This is a genomic window from Pseudoxanthomonas taiwanensis (genome assembly GCF_010093135.1).
Lineage (GTDB): Bacteria > Pseudomonadota > Gammaproteobacteria > Xanthomonadales > Xanthomonadaceae > Pseudoxanthomonas > Pseudoxanthomonas taiwanensis.
Genome location: NZ_PDWK01000038.1, coordinates 12,204 through 27,195, shown reverse-complemented (window position 1 = coordinate 27,195; position 14,992 = coordinate 12,204). Strand labels below are relative to the sequence as shown.

The window sequence follows — 14,992 nt, the reverse complement described above, 5'->3', positions numbered from 1 at the left end:
CCCCCCCCCAGGCCCCGCGTGAGGAGCTCCCTCATGTGCTCCCAGTGCGGCGCCCCCGCACACCCCCCCCCGACCCGCCGGTGTGGGGGTGCCGGGCAGGAGGGCCAGGGGGCACCCGCCGCCGCGCGTAACCCGGGCCCCGCCCGCCCCGGGGAAGCCCCCGGCCGGGGGGGGGCCCCCCCCGACGAGAGACCGGGCCGCCCCCGCGCCGGCGCCCGCCGAGGTGGCCGCGGCGCCGGACGCCTCGGCCGGCAACGCCCTGCGCAGCCGCGCCCCGGCGCCGTCCGCCGCCCCCTCCGGCCTGGCCGCGGCCCTGCTGCTGGCCCTGCTCGGCGGCCTGGTCCTGAACCTGATGCCGTGCGTGCTGCCGATCCTCTCGCTCAAGGCCCTGGGCCTGGCGCAGAGCGGCGAGAGCCGGCAGCGCGCGCGCAGCCACGCCCTCTGGTACACCGCCGGCGTGCTGACCGCCTTCGCCGCGGTCGGAGGCCTGGTCGCGGCCCTGCGCGCGGCCGGCGAGGCGGCCGGCTGGGGCTTCCAGCTGCAGCAGCCGGCCTTCGTCGCCGCCCTGGCCTACCTGATGTTCGCTGTGGGCCTGAGCCTGTCGGGCGTGTACACCCTGGGCGGCGGCATCGGCGGCGGCCTGGCGGCCGCGCGCAGCGGCCCGGCCGGCGACTTCCTCACCGGCGTGCTGGCCTGCGTGGTGGCCAGCCCCTGCATCGCCCCGTTCATGGGCCCGGCCCTGGCCTACGCCTTCGCCGCGCCGGCGGCGCGCGGCCTGCTGGTGTTCCTGGCGCTGGGCCTGGGCCTGGCCCTGCCGTTCCTGCTGATCGGCCTGGTGCCGGCGCTGGCGCGGCGGTTGCCGCGGCCGGGCGCATGGATGGAGACGCTCAAGCAGCTGCTGGCCTACCCCATGTACCTGACCGCGGTGTGGCTGCTGTGGGTGCTGGGCCGCCAGCGCGGCGTGGACGCGGTGGCCCTGGTGCTGGCCGGCGCGACGCTGCTGGCGCTGGCGCTGTGGTGGTTCGAGCGCGCCCGCTGGCGCGGCCCACGCCCGGTGCAGGCGGCGGCGCTGCTGCTGGCGGCGCTGGCCCTGGCCCCGGTGTGGGGCGTGACCCGCCTGGAGCCGCCCGGGGTGGCCGCGCAGGCCGACGGCGCAGTGCCGTACTCGCCCGAGGCGCTGGACCGGCTGCGCGCCGAGAACCGGGTGGTGTTCGTCAACATGACCGCCGACTGGTGCGTCACCTGCAAGGCCAACGAGCGCAACGTGCTGGCCCGCGACGGCTTCCGCGAGCTGCTGCAGCGCACCGGCGCGGTCTACATGAAGGGCGACTGGACCAACGCCGATCCGCGCATCACCGCCTTCTTGGAGGAACACAAGGCGGTGGGCGTGCCGCTGTACGTGGTCTACGGCCCCGGGGCGCCGCCGGCGGTGCTGCCGCCGGTGCTGACCCCGGCGATTGTCCAGGACGCCCTGCTGCGGGCGGCGGCACGATGAGGGTGGTGCTGCGCCTGGGCCTGGTGGCGGTGGCCGCCGGCCTGCTCGGCCTGATGGCCGGCCACTGGTACCGCGCCTGGCGCGCCGGCGTGGAGGCGCCGGCCGCCGCCGTACCCCAGGGGGTGCGGCCGGCCCGCCCCGGCGACGCGCTGCCGGAGCTGACCCTGCCGGACCTGGACGGCCGCCCGGTGCGGCTGGACACGCTCGCCCCGGGCCGCCCGCTGCTGCTCAACGTGTGGGCCTCCTGGTGCGGGCCGTGCGTGGAGGAAATGCCGGAGCTGGAGCGCTTCGCCCGCGAACAGGGCGACGACGGCGTCCAGGTGGTCGGCCTGGCCCTGGACTCCCCGGAGGCGGTGCGCGATTTCCTGCGCCGGGTGCCGGTGGGCTACCCGATCCTGCTCGACCAGCCGGGCCCGGCCGACGCCAGCGTCTGGCTGGGCAACACCCGCGGCCTGCTGCCGTACACCGTGCTGGTCGGCGCCGACCGCCGCATCGTGCGGCAGAAGCTGGGCCCGTTCGCGCCCGGCGAGGTCGGCCGCTGGGCCCGGCCCTGACCGGGCCGGAAGGCGGCGTGCGCCCGGCGGCGGGCGGTTTTCAAACAGTTGATTGAAACGCTGCCATCTTCGCCGAACTGGACAGTAACGGCGTCATCGCGCAGACTGCCGCCCTTTCCGTTTCCTCGACCCCGATGGCCAAGCTGCTGGTCCTGCACGGTCCCAACCTCAACCTGCTCGGCACCCGCGAGCCGGAGGTCTATGGCCGGACCACCCTGGCGGACATCGACGCCGCCCTGGCGGCCCACGCCGCCCAAGCCGGGCACGTCCTGGAGAGCTTCCAGTCCAACGCCGAGCACGCGCTGGTGGAGCGGGTCCAGGCCGCGCGCGGGGACGGGACCGCCTTCATCCTGATCAACCCGGCCGCCTTCACCCACACCTCGGTGGCCCTGCGCGACGCGCTGGCGGCGGTGGACATCCCCTACATCGAGGTCCACCTGTCCAACCCGCACGCACGCGAACCCTTCCGCCGCCCCAGCTACTTCAGCGACAGGGCGGTGGGCGTGGTCTGCGGCTTCGGCGCCGACAGCTACCGCTTCGCCCTGGAGGCCGCGCTGGCGCGGCTGCCGGGCTGAACCACGCGATCCTTTCCAATGAAACCGCGCCCGCCGCCGCGGGCGCCCATTCCAGAGGCCACCATGGACCTGCGCAAGATCAAGAAGCTCATCGACCTGCTTGAAGAATCCAACCTCGCCGAGATCGAGATCAAGGAAGGCGAAGAGAGCGTGCGCCTGTCGCGCATCCCGCAGGGCGGGCTGGCGGTGACCACCCCGGCCGCGGCGCTGGAGGTGCGCCCCGCGGCCCCGGCCCCGCAGGCCCCGGCCATGCCGATGCAGTCCCCGGTCGAGGCGGCCACCGGCGGCACGCCGAAGGCCGGCAGCGAGCTGCCGCCCGGCCACGTGGTGCGCGCGCCGATGGTCGGCACCTTCTACGCCGCCCCGGGCCCGGACAAGCCGCCGTTCGTCACCGTCGGCCAGACCGTCAAGGCCGGCGACACGCTGGGCATCATCGAGGCGATGAAGATGTTCAACCCGATCGAGGCCGACGTCGGCGGCACCGTGGTGGCCATCCTGTGCGAGAACGCCCAGCCGGTCGAGTTCGACCAGCCGCTGCTCGTCATCGGCTGACGCGACCGCACGGACCGCGCAGCGCCCCGCCGCCCGGCGCGCGGGGCCGCCGGCCCCTCCACGAAACAAGCGCCCTGGAACATTCCCATGCTGGAAAAAGTCGTCATCGCCAACCGCGGTGAGATCGCGCTGCGGATCCTGCGCGCCTGCCACGCGCTGGGCATCCGCACCGTGGCCGTGCACTCGACCGTGGACCGCAACCTCAAGCACGTGGCCATGGCCGACGAGTCGGTCTGCATCGGCCCTGCGCCCTCGGCCGACAGCTACCTCAACATGGCCTCGATCATCGCCGCCGCCGAGGTGACCGACGCGCAGGCCATCCACCCCGGCTACGGCTTCCTGTCCGAGAACGCCGACTTCGCCGAGCGGGTGGAGCAGTCCGGCTTCATCTTCATCGGGCCGCGCCCGGAGACCATCCGCCTGATGGGCGACAAGGTCGAGGCGATCCGCGCCATGAAGGCCGCCGGCGTGCCCTGCGTGCCCGGCTCCGGCGGCCCGCTGGGCGACGACATCGTCGCCAACGCGAAGATCGCCCGCGAGATCGGCTACCCGGTGATCATCAAGGCCGCCGGCGGCGGCGGCGGCCGCGGTATGCGCGTGGTCCATTCCGAGGCCGCGCTCAAGACCGCCATCGAGACCACCAAGAGCGAGGCCAAGGCCGCCTTCGGCAACGCCGAGGTGTACATGGAGAAGTACCTGGAGAACCCGCGCCACATCGAGATCCAGGTGCTGGCCGACGGCCAGGGCAACGCCATCCACCTGGGCGAGCGCGACTGCTCGATGCAGCGCCGCCACCAGAAGGTGGTCGAAGAGGCGCCGGCGCCGGGCATCACTGCCGAGCAGCGCGAGCAGATCGGCCAGGTGTGCGTGGAGGCGTGCAAGCGCATCGGCTACCGCGGCGCCGGCACGTTCGAGTTCCTGTACGAGAACGGCCGCTTCTACTTCATCGAGATGAACACCCGCATCCAGGTCGAGCACCCGGTGACCGAGATGGTGACCGGCATCGACCTGGTGACCGAGCAGCTGCGCATCGCCGCCGGCCACAAGCTGCGCATCCGCCAGGAGGACGTGGTGCTGACCGGCCACGCCATCGAGTGCCGCATCAACGCCGAGGACCCGGAGACCTTCTTCCCCAGCCCCGGCCTGATCCAGCACTTCCATGCCCCGGGGGGCCCGGGCGTGCGCGTGGACACCCACATCTACGAGGGCTACCGCGTCCCGCCCAACTACGACTCGATGATCGGCAAGCTGATCGTGCACGGCCCGGACCGCGAGACCGCGATCTGCCGCATGCGCGTGGCCCTGAGCGAGATGGTGGTCGACGGCATCAAGACCAACATCCCGCTGCACCAGCGCATCATGCGCGACAAGGGCTTCCAGGCCGGTGGCCAGAACATCCACTACCTGGAGAAGCGCCTGGCCGAGCGCAAGAACCAGTCCATCGCCCTGGGCTGAGCCGCCCGCGCCAGCGCGCACGCGAGGGCCGGCGCCTGCCGGCCCTCCGCTTTTGCTCGGGCCGCGCACGGTGCCCCGTGCGACAATCGCATCCTCCGCCGCACCCGCCCCGCCCCATGCCCTACCTGGAACTGAGCCTGCGCACCACCGAGGACCGGCAGCCGCGCTACGAGCGCGCGCTGGAGGACCTGGGCGCGCTGTCGGTGACCCTGCTGGACGCCGACGCCGACACGCCCAACGAACGCGCCATCCTCGAGCCCGGTGTCGGCCAGATGCCGGTGTGGCCGACTCTGGTGCTGACCGCGCTGTTCGACGCCGGCACCGATCCGCTGGCGCTGCTGGCGGCGCTGGAGGCCTTCGACCCGGAGCTGGACTGGACCGGCGCCGCCTTCCGCACGGTCGAGGACCAGGACTGGGAGCGTGCCTGGCTGGACACCTTCAGGCCGATGCGCTTCGGCGCGCGCACCTGGATCGTGCCGTGGAACCAGGACCTGCCGGAGGAGGCCACCGGCGCCGACGCGGCGGTGGTGCGCCTGGACCCGGGCCTGGCCTTCGGCTCGGGCACGCACCCGACCACCGCGCTGTGCCTGCGCTGGCTGGACGGGCTGGCCGCCGGGGGCCGCCTGCAGGGCGCGCGCGTGCTCGACTTCGGCTGCGGCTCCGGCATCCTGGCCCTGGCCGCGCTCAAGCTCGGCGCCGACGCGGCGGTGGGCGTGGACAACGACCCGCAGGCGCTGACCGCCACCGCCGACAACGCCCGCCGCAACGGCGTGGACGACCGCCTGGCCGTGTACCTGCCCGGGGACGAGCCGGAGGCCACCTACCCGGTGGTGGTGGCCAACATCCTGGCCACCGCGCTGGACGCGCTGGCCGAACACCTGGCCGCGCGCGTGGCCTCGGGCGGGCGCATCGCCCTGTCCGGCATCCTGCGCGGCCAGGAAGACGAACTGCTGCAGCGCTACGGCGCCTGGTTCGACCAGCTGCAGGTCGCCACCGAGGAGGACTGGGTGCGGATCGACGGCGTGCGCCGCTGACCGCCACGGCGCGCGGCGGCCGTGGTTGAATAGGGCCGATGTTCACGCCCTGCCCGCACTGCGGTTTCCTGGTCGCCGGCCACGCCCGGCAGCGCCCGGCCGCGTGCCCGCGTTGCGGCCAGCCGCTGGAGGAGTCCGCGCACGACGCGCCGGCAGCGGCCGGGGCGGACCTGGCCCCGCCCGCGGGCGCCGGCGCCATCGCCGCCCCGGCCGCGCCCCCCGCCACGTCCGCCGCACCACGCTTCGCCGCCGTCCGCCGGCGCACCGCGGCCTGGCCTTGGGCGGTGGTCGCGGCGCTGGTGCTGCTGCTGCTGGTGCAGGGGGTGCTGGCCGACCGCGCGCGCCTGGCCGCCGACGCGCGCTGGCGACCGCTGCTGGAGAGCGCCTGCGCGATGCTGCGCTGCAGCCTGCCGCCGTGGCGCGAACCCTCGGCCTTCGTGATGCCCGACCGCCGCGTCAGCCAGGCCGGCACGCCCGACGCCCTGCGCGTGGACGCGACCTTCCGCAACGATGCGCGCTGGCCGCAGCCGTGGCCGGCGCTGCAACTGTCCCTGTCCGACGCCGACGGCCGCGTCCTCGGCAGCGGCGTGTTCACGCCCGAGCAGTACCTCGGCCACGCGCCGCGGGAGCCGCTTGCACCCGGACAGAGCGCGCAGGTCACCTTCCTGGTGCGTGAACCGGCGCCGGGCACGGTCGCCTTCGCCTTCGAGTTCCGCTGAAACTTCCTCCGCATGTCTCCGGCGTGGCAGCGACGCGAAGGCCGCGCTAGACTCCCCTGCCCGTCATGACGCGGTCATCCCGGATTCCCGTGCAGCAGAACCCGCCCTCCCGCGCCAACGACTCCGGCCGAAGCTCCTCCCCGCGCCCGCCGCTGCGCGAGCACGTGGCCCAGTCCGTGCGCCGCTACCTGCGCGACCTCAACGGCGTGGAGGCCAACGACGTGTACGAGATCGTGCTGCGCGAGATGGAGATCCCGCTGTTCGTGGAGGTGCTCAACCACTGCGAGGGCAACCAGAGCCGCGCCGCCGCGCTGCTGGGCATCCACCGCGCCACCCTGCGCAAGAAGCTCAAGGACTACGGCCTGGTCTGAGGGCCGCCGGGCCGGCGCCGGGGGGCGTCTATAATTGGCGGCTTTCCTCCGCCCGCTCCCCGCCATGACCACCGACCTGCTGCCCGTCCGCCGGGCCCTGCTGTCCGTCTCCGACAAGACCGGCCTGCTGGACCTGGCCCGCGCCCTCTCCGCCCGCGGCATCGAACTGCTCTCCACCGGCGGCACCGCCCGCGCCATCCGCGAGGCCGGCCTGCCGGTCAGGGACGTGTCCGAGCTCACCGGCTTCCCCGAGATCATGGACGGCCGGGTCAAGACCCTGCACCCGAAGGTGCACGGCGGCCTGCTCGGCCGGCGCGGCGTGGACGACGCGGTGATGGCCGAGCACGGCATCGAGCCGATCGACCTGCTGGTGCTGAACCTGTACCCGTTCGAGCAGGTCACCGCCGACCCGGAGGCGGGTTTCGGGGACATCATCGAGAACATCGACATCGGCGGCCCGGCCATGCTGCGCGCGGCGGCCAAGAACTTCGCCCACGTGGCCGTGGCCACCGACCCGGCGCAGTACGCCGGCCTGCTGCAGGAACTGGAGGCCAACGGCGGCGCCCTGTCCCTGCGCACCCGCTTCGCCCTGGCCGTGGCCGCGTTCAACCGCGTGGCCCAGTACGACGCGCGCATCAGCGACGTGCTTTCGGCCATGGCCGAGCCCTCCGACGAGGGTGCGCGCAACCGCGGCCTGTTCCCGGCGCAGTTCAACGGCAACTTCGTCAAGGTGATGGACCTGCGCTACGGCGAGAACCCGCACCAGCAGGCCGCGTTCTACCGCGACCTGCGGCCGGCCCCGGGCTCGCTGGCCACCTTCACCCAGCTGCAGGGCAAGGAGCTGAGCTACAACAACATCGCCGACAGCGACGCGGCCTGGGAGTGCGTGCGCCAGTTCGACGCCCCGGCCTGCGTCATCGTCAAGCACGCCAATCCCTGCGGCGTGGCGGTGGCCGCCACGGTGGCCGAGGCCTACGAACACGCCTGGGCCACCGACCCGACCAGCGCCTTCGGCGGCATCATCGCCTTCAACCGCCCGGTCGACGCGACCACGGTGCGCACCATCCTCGACCGCCAGTTCGTCGAGGTGCTGATCGCCCCGGACTACGACGAGGCCGCGCTGGAGTACGCGAAGAAGAAGGCCAACGTGCGCGTGCTGCGCATCCCGTTCGCGCCGCCGGCGCCGGGCTTCATCGACGCCCGGCGCGTGGGCTCGGGCCTGCTGGTGCAGACCGCCGACGACCGCGTGGTCACCCGCGACGAGCTGAAGGTGGTGACGAAGCTGGCCCCGACCGAGCGCCAGTTCGAGGATCTGCTGTTCGCCTGGAAGGTGGCCAAGTTCGTCAAGTCCAACGCCATCGTCTACGCCAGGGACAACCGCACCATCGGCGTGGGCGCCGGGCAGATGAGCCGCGTGTACTCGGCGCGCATCGCCGGCATCAAGGCCGCCGACGCCGGTCTGGTGGTGGAGGGCTCGGTGATGGCCTCCGACGCCTTCTTCCCGTTCCGCGACGGCATCGACGCCGCGGCCGCCGCCGGCATCAAGGCGGTGATCCAGCCCGGCGGCTCGATGCGCGACGCCGAGGTGATCGCCGCGGCCGACGAGCACGGCATCGCCATGGTGTTCACCGGCGTGCGCCACTTCCGTCACTGAGATCCCCCCATCCGTCCTGCAGGAGCATCGGGCATGAAGATCCTGGTCATCGGTTCCGGCGGCCGCGAGCACGCGCTGGCCTGGAAACTGGCGCAGTCCCCGCGCGTGTCCGAGGTGATCGTGGCGCCGGGCAACGCCGGCACCGCCACCGAGGCCAGGTGCCGCAACGCCGCGGTCAAGGCCACCGACCTGGACGGCCTGTTGAAGCTGGCGCAGGACGAGGGCGTGGCCCTGACCGTGGTCGGCCCCGAGGTGCCGCTGGTGGCCGGCGTGGTGGACCGCTTCCGCGCCGCCGGCCTGCGCATCTTCGGTCCCACCGCTGCGGCCGCGCGCCTGGAGGGCAGCAAGGCCTTCGCCAAGGACTTCCTCAAGCGCCACGGCATCCCCACCGCCTTCTACGAGGTGCACAGCGAGGTGGAGGCGGCGCTGGCCTACGTGCGCGCCAGGGGCGCGCCGATCGTGGTCAAGGCCGACGGCCTGGCCGCAGGCAAGGGCGTGGTCGTGGCCATGACCCTGGAGGAGGCCGAGGCCGCGGTGCGCGACATGCTCTCGGGCAACGCCTTCGGCGACGCCGGCGCGCGCGTGGTGATCGAGGAGTTCCTGGAGGGCGAGGAAGCCAGCTTCATCGCCATGGTGGACGGCCGCACCGCCCTGCCGATGGCCACGTCCCAGGACCACAAGCGCGTGGGCGACGGCGACACCGGCCCCAACACCGGCGGCATGGGCGCCTATTCGCCTGCGCCGGTGGTCACCCCCGAGGTGCACGCGCGGATCATGCGCGAGATCGTCGAGCCGACCGTGGCCGGCATGGCCGCCGACGGCACGCCGTTCACCGGCTTCCTCTACGCCGGCCTGATGATCGCCCCGGACGGCGCGCCCAAGGTCATCGAGTTCAACGTGCGCTTCGGCGACCCGGAGACCCAGCCGGTGATGCTGCGCCTGGATTCGGACCTGGTGGAGCTGGTGGAGGCCGCGCTGGACGGCCGCCTGCACGAGGTCCAGGCGCGGTGGAACCCGCAGTGCGCGCTGGGCGTGGTGATGGCCGCCCGGCCGTATCCGGAGGCACCCGTCACCGGCGATACGATCACCGGACTGGACACGGCCCCGGCCGACGTGAAGGTGTTCCATGCCGGCACCGCGCTGGATGGCGAAGGCAGGGTGGTCAGCGCCGGCGGCCGCGTGCTGTGCGTGACCGCGCTGGGCGACAGCGTCTCCCAGGCCCGGCAGCGCGCCTACGCGGGCGTGGCGGGGATCCACTGGGAACACGAGTTCCACCGCAGCGACATCGGCTGGCGCGCCATCGCCCGCGAGCGCGGCTAGGCCCGCGGCGGGCGCCGGCGCCGCTCCGCCGGGTCCGGCAGCGCGTGCCGGCCCGGCACGCCTGCGCGCGACTGCCGACGGGACTGCGCTGGACCGGGAATCCGCCCCCGCAGGACCGGCCGCCACGCCCGGCATCGGCCTGCTGGTCGCGCCGTGCGCGAGCGGCAGCACGAGGACCGGCCGGCCAGGGCGGCATCCGCGCCCATGCCCTGCCGGCCCTGGCCGGTGCGGTTCCCGCGGATGGGCGTGTGCGGGCGGTGGAGGCGGTTTGCTAGGCTTCCGCGCGACCTCCAGCGGAAGCACGCATGTCCGGCCAAAACCAGTTCGCCCTGCTCCGGCAACGCCGGTTCCTGCCCTATTTCGTGGTCCAGCTGCTGGGGGCGTTCAACGACAACGTGTTCCGCCAGGCCATCGTCGGCCTGCTCGGCTACATGGCCATCGACCAGACCGACAAGGCGCTGTACACGCAGCTGGCGCCGGCCATCTTCATCCTGCCGTACTTCCTGTTCTCGGCCACCGCCGGGCAGATCGCCGAGAAACTGGAGAAGCAGCGGCTGATCCGCATCACCACCGCGATGGAGATCGCCATCATGTCGGTGGCGGCGGTGGGCTTCCTCACCCAGAACATGGTGGTGCTGCTGGGTGCGCTGTTCCTGACCGGCGTGCAGTCCACCCTGTTCGGCCCGGTGAAGTACTCGATCCTTCCGGCGGTGCTGCGCCCGGAGGAGCTGACCGGCGGCAACGGCCTGGTGGAGATGGGCACCTCCATCGCCATCCTGCTGGGCATGATCTTCGGCGGCCTGATCTTCGCCGTGGCCGGCACGCAGGGACCGTGGGTGGCCGGCGCCGCGCTGGTCCTGCTGGCGGTGGCCGGCAACCTCGCCAGCCGTGCCATCCCGCGCGTGGACGCCGGCGCGCCGGAGCTGAGGGTGCGCTGGAACATCGTCCGCGAGTCGTGGGCGATCTGGCAGCTGACCCGGCGCCGGCTGGCGGTGCGCAACGCGGTGCTGGGCATCTCCTGGTTCTGGTTCGTGGGCACGGTGCTGACCGGCAACCTGCCGGTGTACGCCGAGGCCTGGCTGGGCGGCACGCCCACGCTGTACGTGTTCGCCCTGGCGCTGTTCTCCATCGGCGTGGGCGTGGGCTCGCTGCTGTGCGAGAAGCTGTCCGCACGCACGGTGGAGATCGGCCTGGTGCCGCTGGGCGCGATCGGCATGACCGGGTTCCTGCTGGACCTGTACTTCGCCCGCCACCATGTTCCGGCCACCAGCGGCCTGGACGTGGCCGGCTTCCTGGCCCAGCCGGGCAGCTGGCGCGTGGTCACGGACCTGACCGGCATCGGCCTGTTCACCGGCTTCTTCGTGGTGCCGCTGTTCGCCCTGATCCAGAGCCGCACGCCCAAGGCCGAGCTGGCGCGGGTGATCGCCGGCCTGAACATCCAGAACGCGCTGTTCATCGTGCTGGCCGCGGTCACCGGCATCGTGCTGCAGATGGACTCGCTCACGGTGGCCGGCGTGACCGTGCCGCTGCCGGGGTTGAGCATCCCGCAGCTGTACCTGGCCCTGGGCATCGCCAACGCGGTGGTGGCCCTGTACATCTTCACCATCGTCCCCGAGTTCCTGATGCGCTTCCTCAGCTGGCTGCTGGTGCGGGCGCTGTACCGCCTGCGCATCCGCGGCGTGGAGGAGCACGTGCCGGACGAGGGCGCGGGCCTGATCGTGTGCAATCACGTCAGCTACATGGATGCGCTGATCCTGGCCGCCTCGATCCCGCGGCCGGTGCGCTTCGTGATGCACCACCGGATCTTCAACATCCCGGTGATGCGCTGGATCTTCCGCACCGCCAAGGCCATCCCGATCGCCGGTGCCAGGGAGGATCCGGAGCTGATGCAGCGCGCCTTCGACCAGGTGGACGCGACCTTGGCCGAGGGCGGGCTGGTGTGCATCTTCCCCGAGGGCGGGCTGACCCGCGACGGCGAAATCGCCCCGTTCCGGACCGGCGTGGAGCGCATCCTCGCGCGCGCGGCCGCGGCCGGGCGACCGGTGCCGGTGGTGCCGATGGCGCTGAAGGGGATGTGGGCCAGCATGTGGAGCCGGCGCGACTCGCGCCTGGGCCGCATGCGCGTGCCGCGGCGCTTCCGCGCGCGGGTCGAGGTGGTGGCCGCGCCGCCGGAAACCGGGCAGGTCACCGCCGCGATGCTGGAGGCGCGGGTCCGCGCACTGCGCGGCGACGACGCCTGATGGCCGAGATTGTCCGCTTTTTTGCCACGCGCTGGTCGGTTAGGCTTGCCTGCGCCATCCACCGGGGAGAAACCACGCCGTGAGCACCCACGGTTCCACCGAGTACCTCCCGAACTACCAGGTCTGGGCGATCCTGGTCGCTTTGTTCTGGCGCCTGCCGCCGGGCTCCCAGGCGGATGGCAAGCGCGCCGCGGGCGACATCGCCGGCGCGCGCGAGGCCGCGGCCAAGGCCCGCTTCCGGGCGGTCTGTTCGGCGGGCTGACCATGATGGGCGCCCTGCCCGGCGCCTGACCACCGTTTTCCACCCCGAGGAAACTCCCATGAGCTACGTCCCGCCGCCGACGCCCCCGGCCTCCCAGGTCCACGCCCCGGTTCCGACCTACCTGGCCTGGGCGATCACCGTCACGGTGCTCTCGTTCCTGTCCTGCTGCTTCTCCTGCCTGAGTTTCCCGGGCCTGGTCACCGGCATCGTCGCCATCGTGTTCGCGTCCAGGGTCAAGACCCTGCTCAACGCCGGCGACCTGGACGGCGCGCGCCGTGCCTCGGGCACCGCCAAGATCTGGTGCTGGGTCACCACCGGCATCCTCATCCTCGCGGTGCTGGTCTCGCTGGGCTGGTTCATCTCCGTCGGCCCGGAGGGCTACATGGAGATGGTCGAGGAGCTCCAGCGCCAGATGGAGCAGGCGCAGTAACACGCCCATGGACCGCCTGAATCCCTGGCGGTTCCTCCTGCTGGCGTCGGCCGCGGTGGCGGCCGGCGCCGGCATCTGGCTGCTGCGCACCTTCGATCCGAACGTCGCCGGCAGCCCGTTCCCGCCCTGCCTGTTCCGGCTGCTGACCGGCCACTACTGCATCGGCTGCGGCCTGACCCGCGCCCTGCACGCCCTGGTGCACGGCGACCTGCCGCGCGCCCTGTCGATGAATCCGCTGGCGGTGCTGCTGTTGCCGGTGCTGCCGGCGATGGCGGCCTGGGCCGCGGGCTGGCGGCCGCGCGTGCTGGAACCGGTGATGGAGGTGCTGCTGCGGCCGAAGCTGTGGCTGTGGGTGCTGCCGGCGTACTGGATCGCCCGCAACCTGCCCTGGCCGCCGTTCTCCTGGCTGGCGCCCGGCTGAGCGCGACGCGGGGGATCCGCCGTCCGCGCCGTGCGCGGCGCGTCTTCAACCCACCCAGCCGGCGATGATCAGCAGCGCCAGCAGGGTCACCCACAGCAGCAGCATGCGCCACACCAGGCTCATGGCGTCGCGCAGCTCGGGCAGGTCCGGGCGCAGCGGCAGGTAACCCTCGCGCACGTAGTCCTGCGCCTCCTCCTCCAGCTCGCCGCTGACCGCGGTGCGGGCGGCCGCGTCGAGGAAGTCGGTGCGGCCGGTCCAGCGGTCACCGGCGGCCGCGCGCCCGGCGCGGAAGACCCGGTCGGAGTTGCCGACCAGGGCCAGGGACAGGGGCATCAGCTGCGCCACCGGCCAGTCCAGCAGGGGCAGCAGGCGCCGCGCGCCGGCGGCGTTGTCCTCCGGCCGCAGGCCATGGCCGACGCCGGCCACCGCCTGCTCCACCAGGCGGTACAGCAGCGCCCCGGCCGGGCCCAGCAGCAGGAACCACCACAGCACCGCGAACCAGCGCCGCAGGGCGGCGCGCATCACCGCCGCCGGCAGCCCCGGGCCTTCGCGCACGTCCTGCCCCGGCTCGGTGGCCAGCAGCGCCAGGCGCGCGCGGCGGGCCTCGGCCCCGTCCGCGTCCAGGGCGGCCTCGATGTCCACGTCCAGGTCGCGCGGTCCCCAGGTGCAGGCCAGCACCACCACGCCCAGCAGCAGGCCGAGCAGGCCAAGCAGGGGACGGGCCAGCAGCCATTGCGCCACGGCCATCAGCAGCACCGGCGGCAACACCGCCAGCGCCAGGCCGTAACGGCCGGCCCAGAACCCGCCGTCGCCGGACTGCATGCCCAGCCATTCCAGCCAGCCGCGGTACCACTGGAAACGGCGCAGCGCCGCCACCCGCGTGGACGCCACGTGGCCCAGGACCAGCGCGGCGATGACGGCGACCAGTGTGGTGAACATGGATCCTCCCTGCCGCGATTCTAGCCCCGGCGCCCGCGGGCGGCCCCTACGCGTCGCCGCCGCGCCGGTACCAGTGCTCGATCAGCGCGCGGGCGATGGAGATCGGCGGGGCCAGCACCGGGCCTTCGGAGGCCGAGTCGTCGCGGGCCAACGCCTGGCCGATCTCCTCGCGGCTGAACCAGCGCGCCTCCTCCAGTTCGCCGTCCACCCGCGGCGGGCCCGGCTCGGCGTCGGCGCAGAAGCCCAGCATCAGCGCCCCCGGGAACGGCCACGGCTGCGCTCCCAGGGAGCGGCAGCCTCGCCCCCGCACGCCGGTCTCCTCGTGAACCTCGCGCACGACGGTCTGCTCGGGGGTCTCGCCCGGCTCGACGAAGCCGGCCAGCACCGACCAGCGGCGCGGCGCCCAGCCCGGCTGGCGGCCCAGCAGCAGGCGCCGGCCGTCGCTGACGGCGACGATGATGGCCGGGTCGACGCGCGGATAGTGGTCGGTGCCGCAGCGCCCGCAGTGGCCGACGAAGCCGCCGCGGGGGAAGGCCACCGCGCCGCCGCACACGCCGCAGTAGCGGGTGCGCGCCTGCCAGTAGACCATGCCGCGGGCGTAGGCGAAGGCGCCGGCCTGGGCCACCGGCCACTGCACGGCGGCGCTGCGCAGGTCCAGCCAGTGCTCGGCGCGCACGTCCGGGGCCGCGGCCGCGTCCAGCGCGAACCAGGCCTGGCCGTCGGTCTCCACGCCCAGGAAGATCGCCGTGCCCGGGCCGCCACCCAGGTCGGCGCCGCGCAGCGGCAGCGGGCCGCCGGCCGGATCGGCGGCGGCGCGGCCTTGGGCGTCGAGCAGCAGCAGACGTGCCTGCGGCCACAGCCGGCGCAGGGCCCCGGCGTCGCCGCGCAGGGTGTCGGCGCGGTCCAGCCCGGTGTGGCAGAAGGCGAAGCCCTGCAGGGAACCGGCGGCATCGCTCATGGCCGGCCCCGCA

General features: G+C 73.6%; 15 protein-coding genes and 1 pseudogene. 14 read left to right on the top strand and 2 right to left on the bottom strand.

All coding sequences use genetic code 11. The annotated features are described in order from the left end of the window. Positions 1-118 precede the first annotated feature (118 nt). From CR938_RS08790 to CR938_RS08725, 14 genes and pseudogenes are all read left to right on the top strand, one after another. Positions 119-1,495, top strand: a pseudogene (locus CR938_RS08790) (protein-disulfide reductase DsbD family protein); the annotation flags it as partial. Further along, complete coding sequence (locus tag CR938_RS08785; RefSeq protein ID WP_162124655.1) at positions 1,492-2,049, top strand: TlpA family protein disulfide reductase; 558 nt, start codon at positions 1,492-1,494, stop codon at positions 2,047-2,049. The pseudogene CR938_RS08790 and the gene CR938_RS08785, both read left to right, overlap by 4 nt. Before the next feature lie 134 nt (positions 2,050-2,183). Next, positions 2,184-2,624 carry a type II 3-dehydroquinate dehydratase gene (aroQ, locus tag CR938_RS08780; protein ID WP_162124654.1) on the top strand — a complete coding sequence of 147 codons (441 nt, stop codon included), beginning with the start codon at positions 2,184-2,186 and terminating at the stop codon, positions 2,622-2,624. Positions 2,625-2,687: 63 nt separating this feature from the next. Continuing rightward, positions 2,688-3,176 (top strand): acetyl-CoA carboxylase biotin carboxyl carrier protein, encoded by a 489-nt coding sequence (accB, locus tag CR938_RS08775; RefSeq protein WP_162124653.1) that lies wholly within the window; start codon positions 2,688-2,690, stop codon positions 3,174-3,176. Between the two features lie 87 nt (positions 3,177-3,263). Continuing rightward, the gene (accC, locus tag CR938_RS08770; RefSeq protein ID WP_162124652.1) at positions 3,264-4,631 is read left to right on the top strand and encodes an acetyl-CoA carboxylase biotin carboxylase subunit; all 1,368 of its coding nucleotides are present in this window, start codon (positions 3,264-3,266) and stop codon (positions 4,629-4,631) included. 116 nt (positions 4,632-4,747) lie between these two features. Next, a complete protein-coding gene (gene prmA, locus CR938_RS08765) occupies positions 4,748-5,665 on the top strand; it encodes a 50S ribosomal protein L11 methyltransferase (RefSeq protein ID WP_162124651.1) in 918 nt (305 codons plus the stop codon). Between the two features lie 38 nt (positions 5,666-5,703). Continuing rightward, positions 5,704-6,384, top strand: coding sequence for a DUF3426 domain-containing protein (locus CR938_RS08760; protein WP_162124650.1), 681 nt, complete (start codon positions 5,704-5,706; stop codon positions 6,382-6,384). 89 nt (positions 6,385-6,473) lie between these two features. Next, positions 6,474-6,755: a DNA-binding transcriptional regulator Fis gene (fis, locus tag CR938_RS08755; RefSeq protein WP_162124649.1), complete on the top strand. Its 282-nt coding sequence runs from the start codon at positions 6,474-6,476 to the stop codon at positions 6,753-6,755. 64 nt (positions 6,756-6,819) lie between these two features. Then, on the top strand, positions 6,820-8,409 hold the full coding sequence (gene purH / locus CR938_RS08750; RefSeq protein ID WP_162124648.1) for a bifunctional phosphoribosylaminoimidazolecarboxamide formyltransferase/IMP cyclohydrolase: 1,590 nt from the start codon (positions 6,820-6,822) through the stop codon (positions 8,407-8,409). A gap of 33 nt (positions 8,410-8,442) precedes the next feature. Beyond that, positions 8,443-9,729 (top strand): phosphoribosylamine--glycine ligase, encoded by a 1,287-nt coding sequence (gene purD, locus CR938_RS08745; RefSeq protein WP_162124647.1) that lies wholly within the window; start codon positions 8,443-8,445, stop codon positions 9,727-9,729. A 305-nt stretch (positions 9,730-10,034) separates the two neighbouring features. Next, a complete protein-coding gene (locus tag CR938_RS08740; protein WP_162124646.1) occupies positions 10,035-11,969 on the top strand; it encodes an MFS transporter in 1,935 nt (644 codons plus the stop codon). A 79-nt stretch (positions 11,970-12,048) separates the two neighbouring features. After that, complete coding sequence (locus CR938_RS08735; RefSeq protein WP_211365207.1) at positions 12,049-12,231, top strand: hypothetical protein; 183 nt, start codon at positions 12,049-12,051, stop codon at positions 12,229-12,231. 58 nt (positions 12,232-12,289) lie between these two features. Further along, positions 12,290-12,661, top strand: a complete 372-nt coding sequence (locus tag CR938_RS08730) for a CD225/dispanin family protein (RefSeq protein WP_162124645.1) — start codon at positions 12,290-12,292, stop codon at positions 12,659-12,661. A gap of 7 nt (positions 12,662-12,668) precedes the next feature. Beyond that, positions 12,669-13,082, top strand: coding sequence for a DUF2752 domain-containing protein (locus CR938_RS08725; protein ID WP_162124644.1), 414 nt, complete (start codon positions 12,669-12,671; stop codon positions 13,080-13,082). A 45-nt stretch (positions 13,083-13,127) separates the two neighbouring features. On the opposite strand, the gene CR938_RS08720 is transcribed toward CR938_RS08725, so the two are convergent. Next, the gene (locus CR938_RS08720; protein WP_162124643.1) at positions 13,128-14,021 is read right to left on the bottom strand and encodes a hypothetical protein; all 894 of its coding nucleotides are present in this window, start codon (positions 14,019-14,021) and stop codon (positions 13,128-13,130) included. 46 nt (positions 14,022-14,067) lie between these two features. Beyond that, positions 14,068-14,979 (bottom strand): NAD(+) diphosphatase, encoded by a 912-nt coding sequence (gene nudC, locus CR938_RS08715; protein ID WP_162124642.1) that lies wholly within the window; start codon positions 14,977-14,979, stop codon positions 14,068-14,070. Positions 14,980-14,992: the final 13 nt, after the last annotated feature.

Excerpts from the sequence above, each read along its gene's own strand:
- CR938_RS08785 (WP_162124655.1), top strand. The coding sequence starts at position 1,492 with ATGAGGGTGGTGCTGCGCCTGGGCCTGGTGGCGGTGGCCGCCGGCCTG.
- purH (WP_162124648.1), top strand. The coding sequence starts at position 6,820 with ATGACCACCGACCTGCTGCCCGTCCGCCGGGCCCTGCTGTCCGTCTCC.
- nudC (WP_162124642.1), bottom strand. The coding sequence starts at position 14,979 with ATGAGCGATGCCGCCGGTTCCCTGCAGGGCTTCGCCTTCTGCCACACC.
- purD (WP_162124647.1), top strand. The coding sequence starts at position 8,443 with ATGAAGATCCTGGTCATCGGTTCCGGCGGCCGCGAGCACGCGCTGGCC.
- CR938_RS08725 (WP_162124644.1), top strand. The coding sequence starts at position 12,669 with ATGGACCGCCTGAATCCCTGGCGGTTCCTCCTGCTGGCGTCGGCCGCG.
- accB (WP_162124653.1), top strand. The coding sequence starts at position 2,688 with ATGGACCTGCGCAAGATCAAGAAGCTCATCGACCTGCTTGAAGAATCC.
- CR938_RS08760 (WP_162124650.1), top strand. The coding sequence starts at position 5,704 with ATGTTCACGCCCTGCCCGCACTGCGGTTTCCTGGTCGCCGGCCACGCC.
- CR938_RS08720 (WP_162124643.1), bottom strand. The coding sequence starts at position 14,021 with ATGTTCACCACACTGGTCGCCGTCATCGCCGCGCTGGTCCTGGGCCAC.
- CR938_RS08730 (WP_162124645.1), top strand. The coding sequence starts at position 12,290 with ATGAGCTACGTCCCGCCGCCGACGCCCCCGGCCTCCCAGGTCCACGCC.
- CR938_RS08740 (WP_162124646.1), top strand. The coding sequence starts at position 10,035 with ATGTCCGGCCAAAACCAGTTCGCCCTGCTCCGGCAACGCCGGTTCCTG.
- accC (WP_162124652.1), top strand. The coding sequence starts at position 3,264 with ATGCTGGAAAAAGTCGTCATCGCCAACCGCGGTGAGATCGCGCTGCGG.
- prmA (WP_162124651.1), top strand. The coding sequence starts at position 4,748 with ATGCCCTACCTGGAACTGAGCCTGCGCACCACCGAGGACCGGCAGCCG.
- aroQ (WP_162124654.1), top strand. The coding sequence starts at position 2,184 with ATGGCCAAGCTGCTGGTCCTGCACGGTCCCAACCTCAACCTGCTCGGC.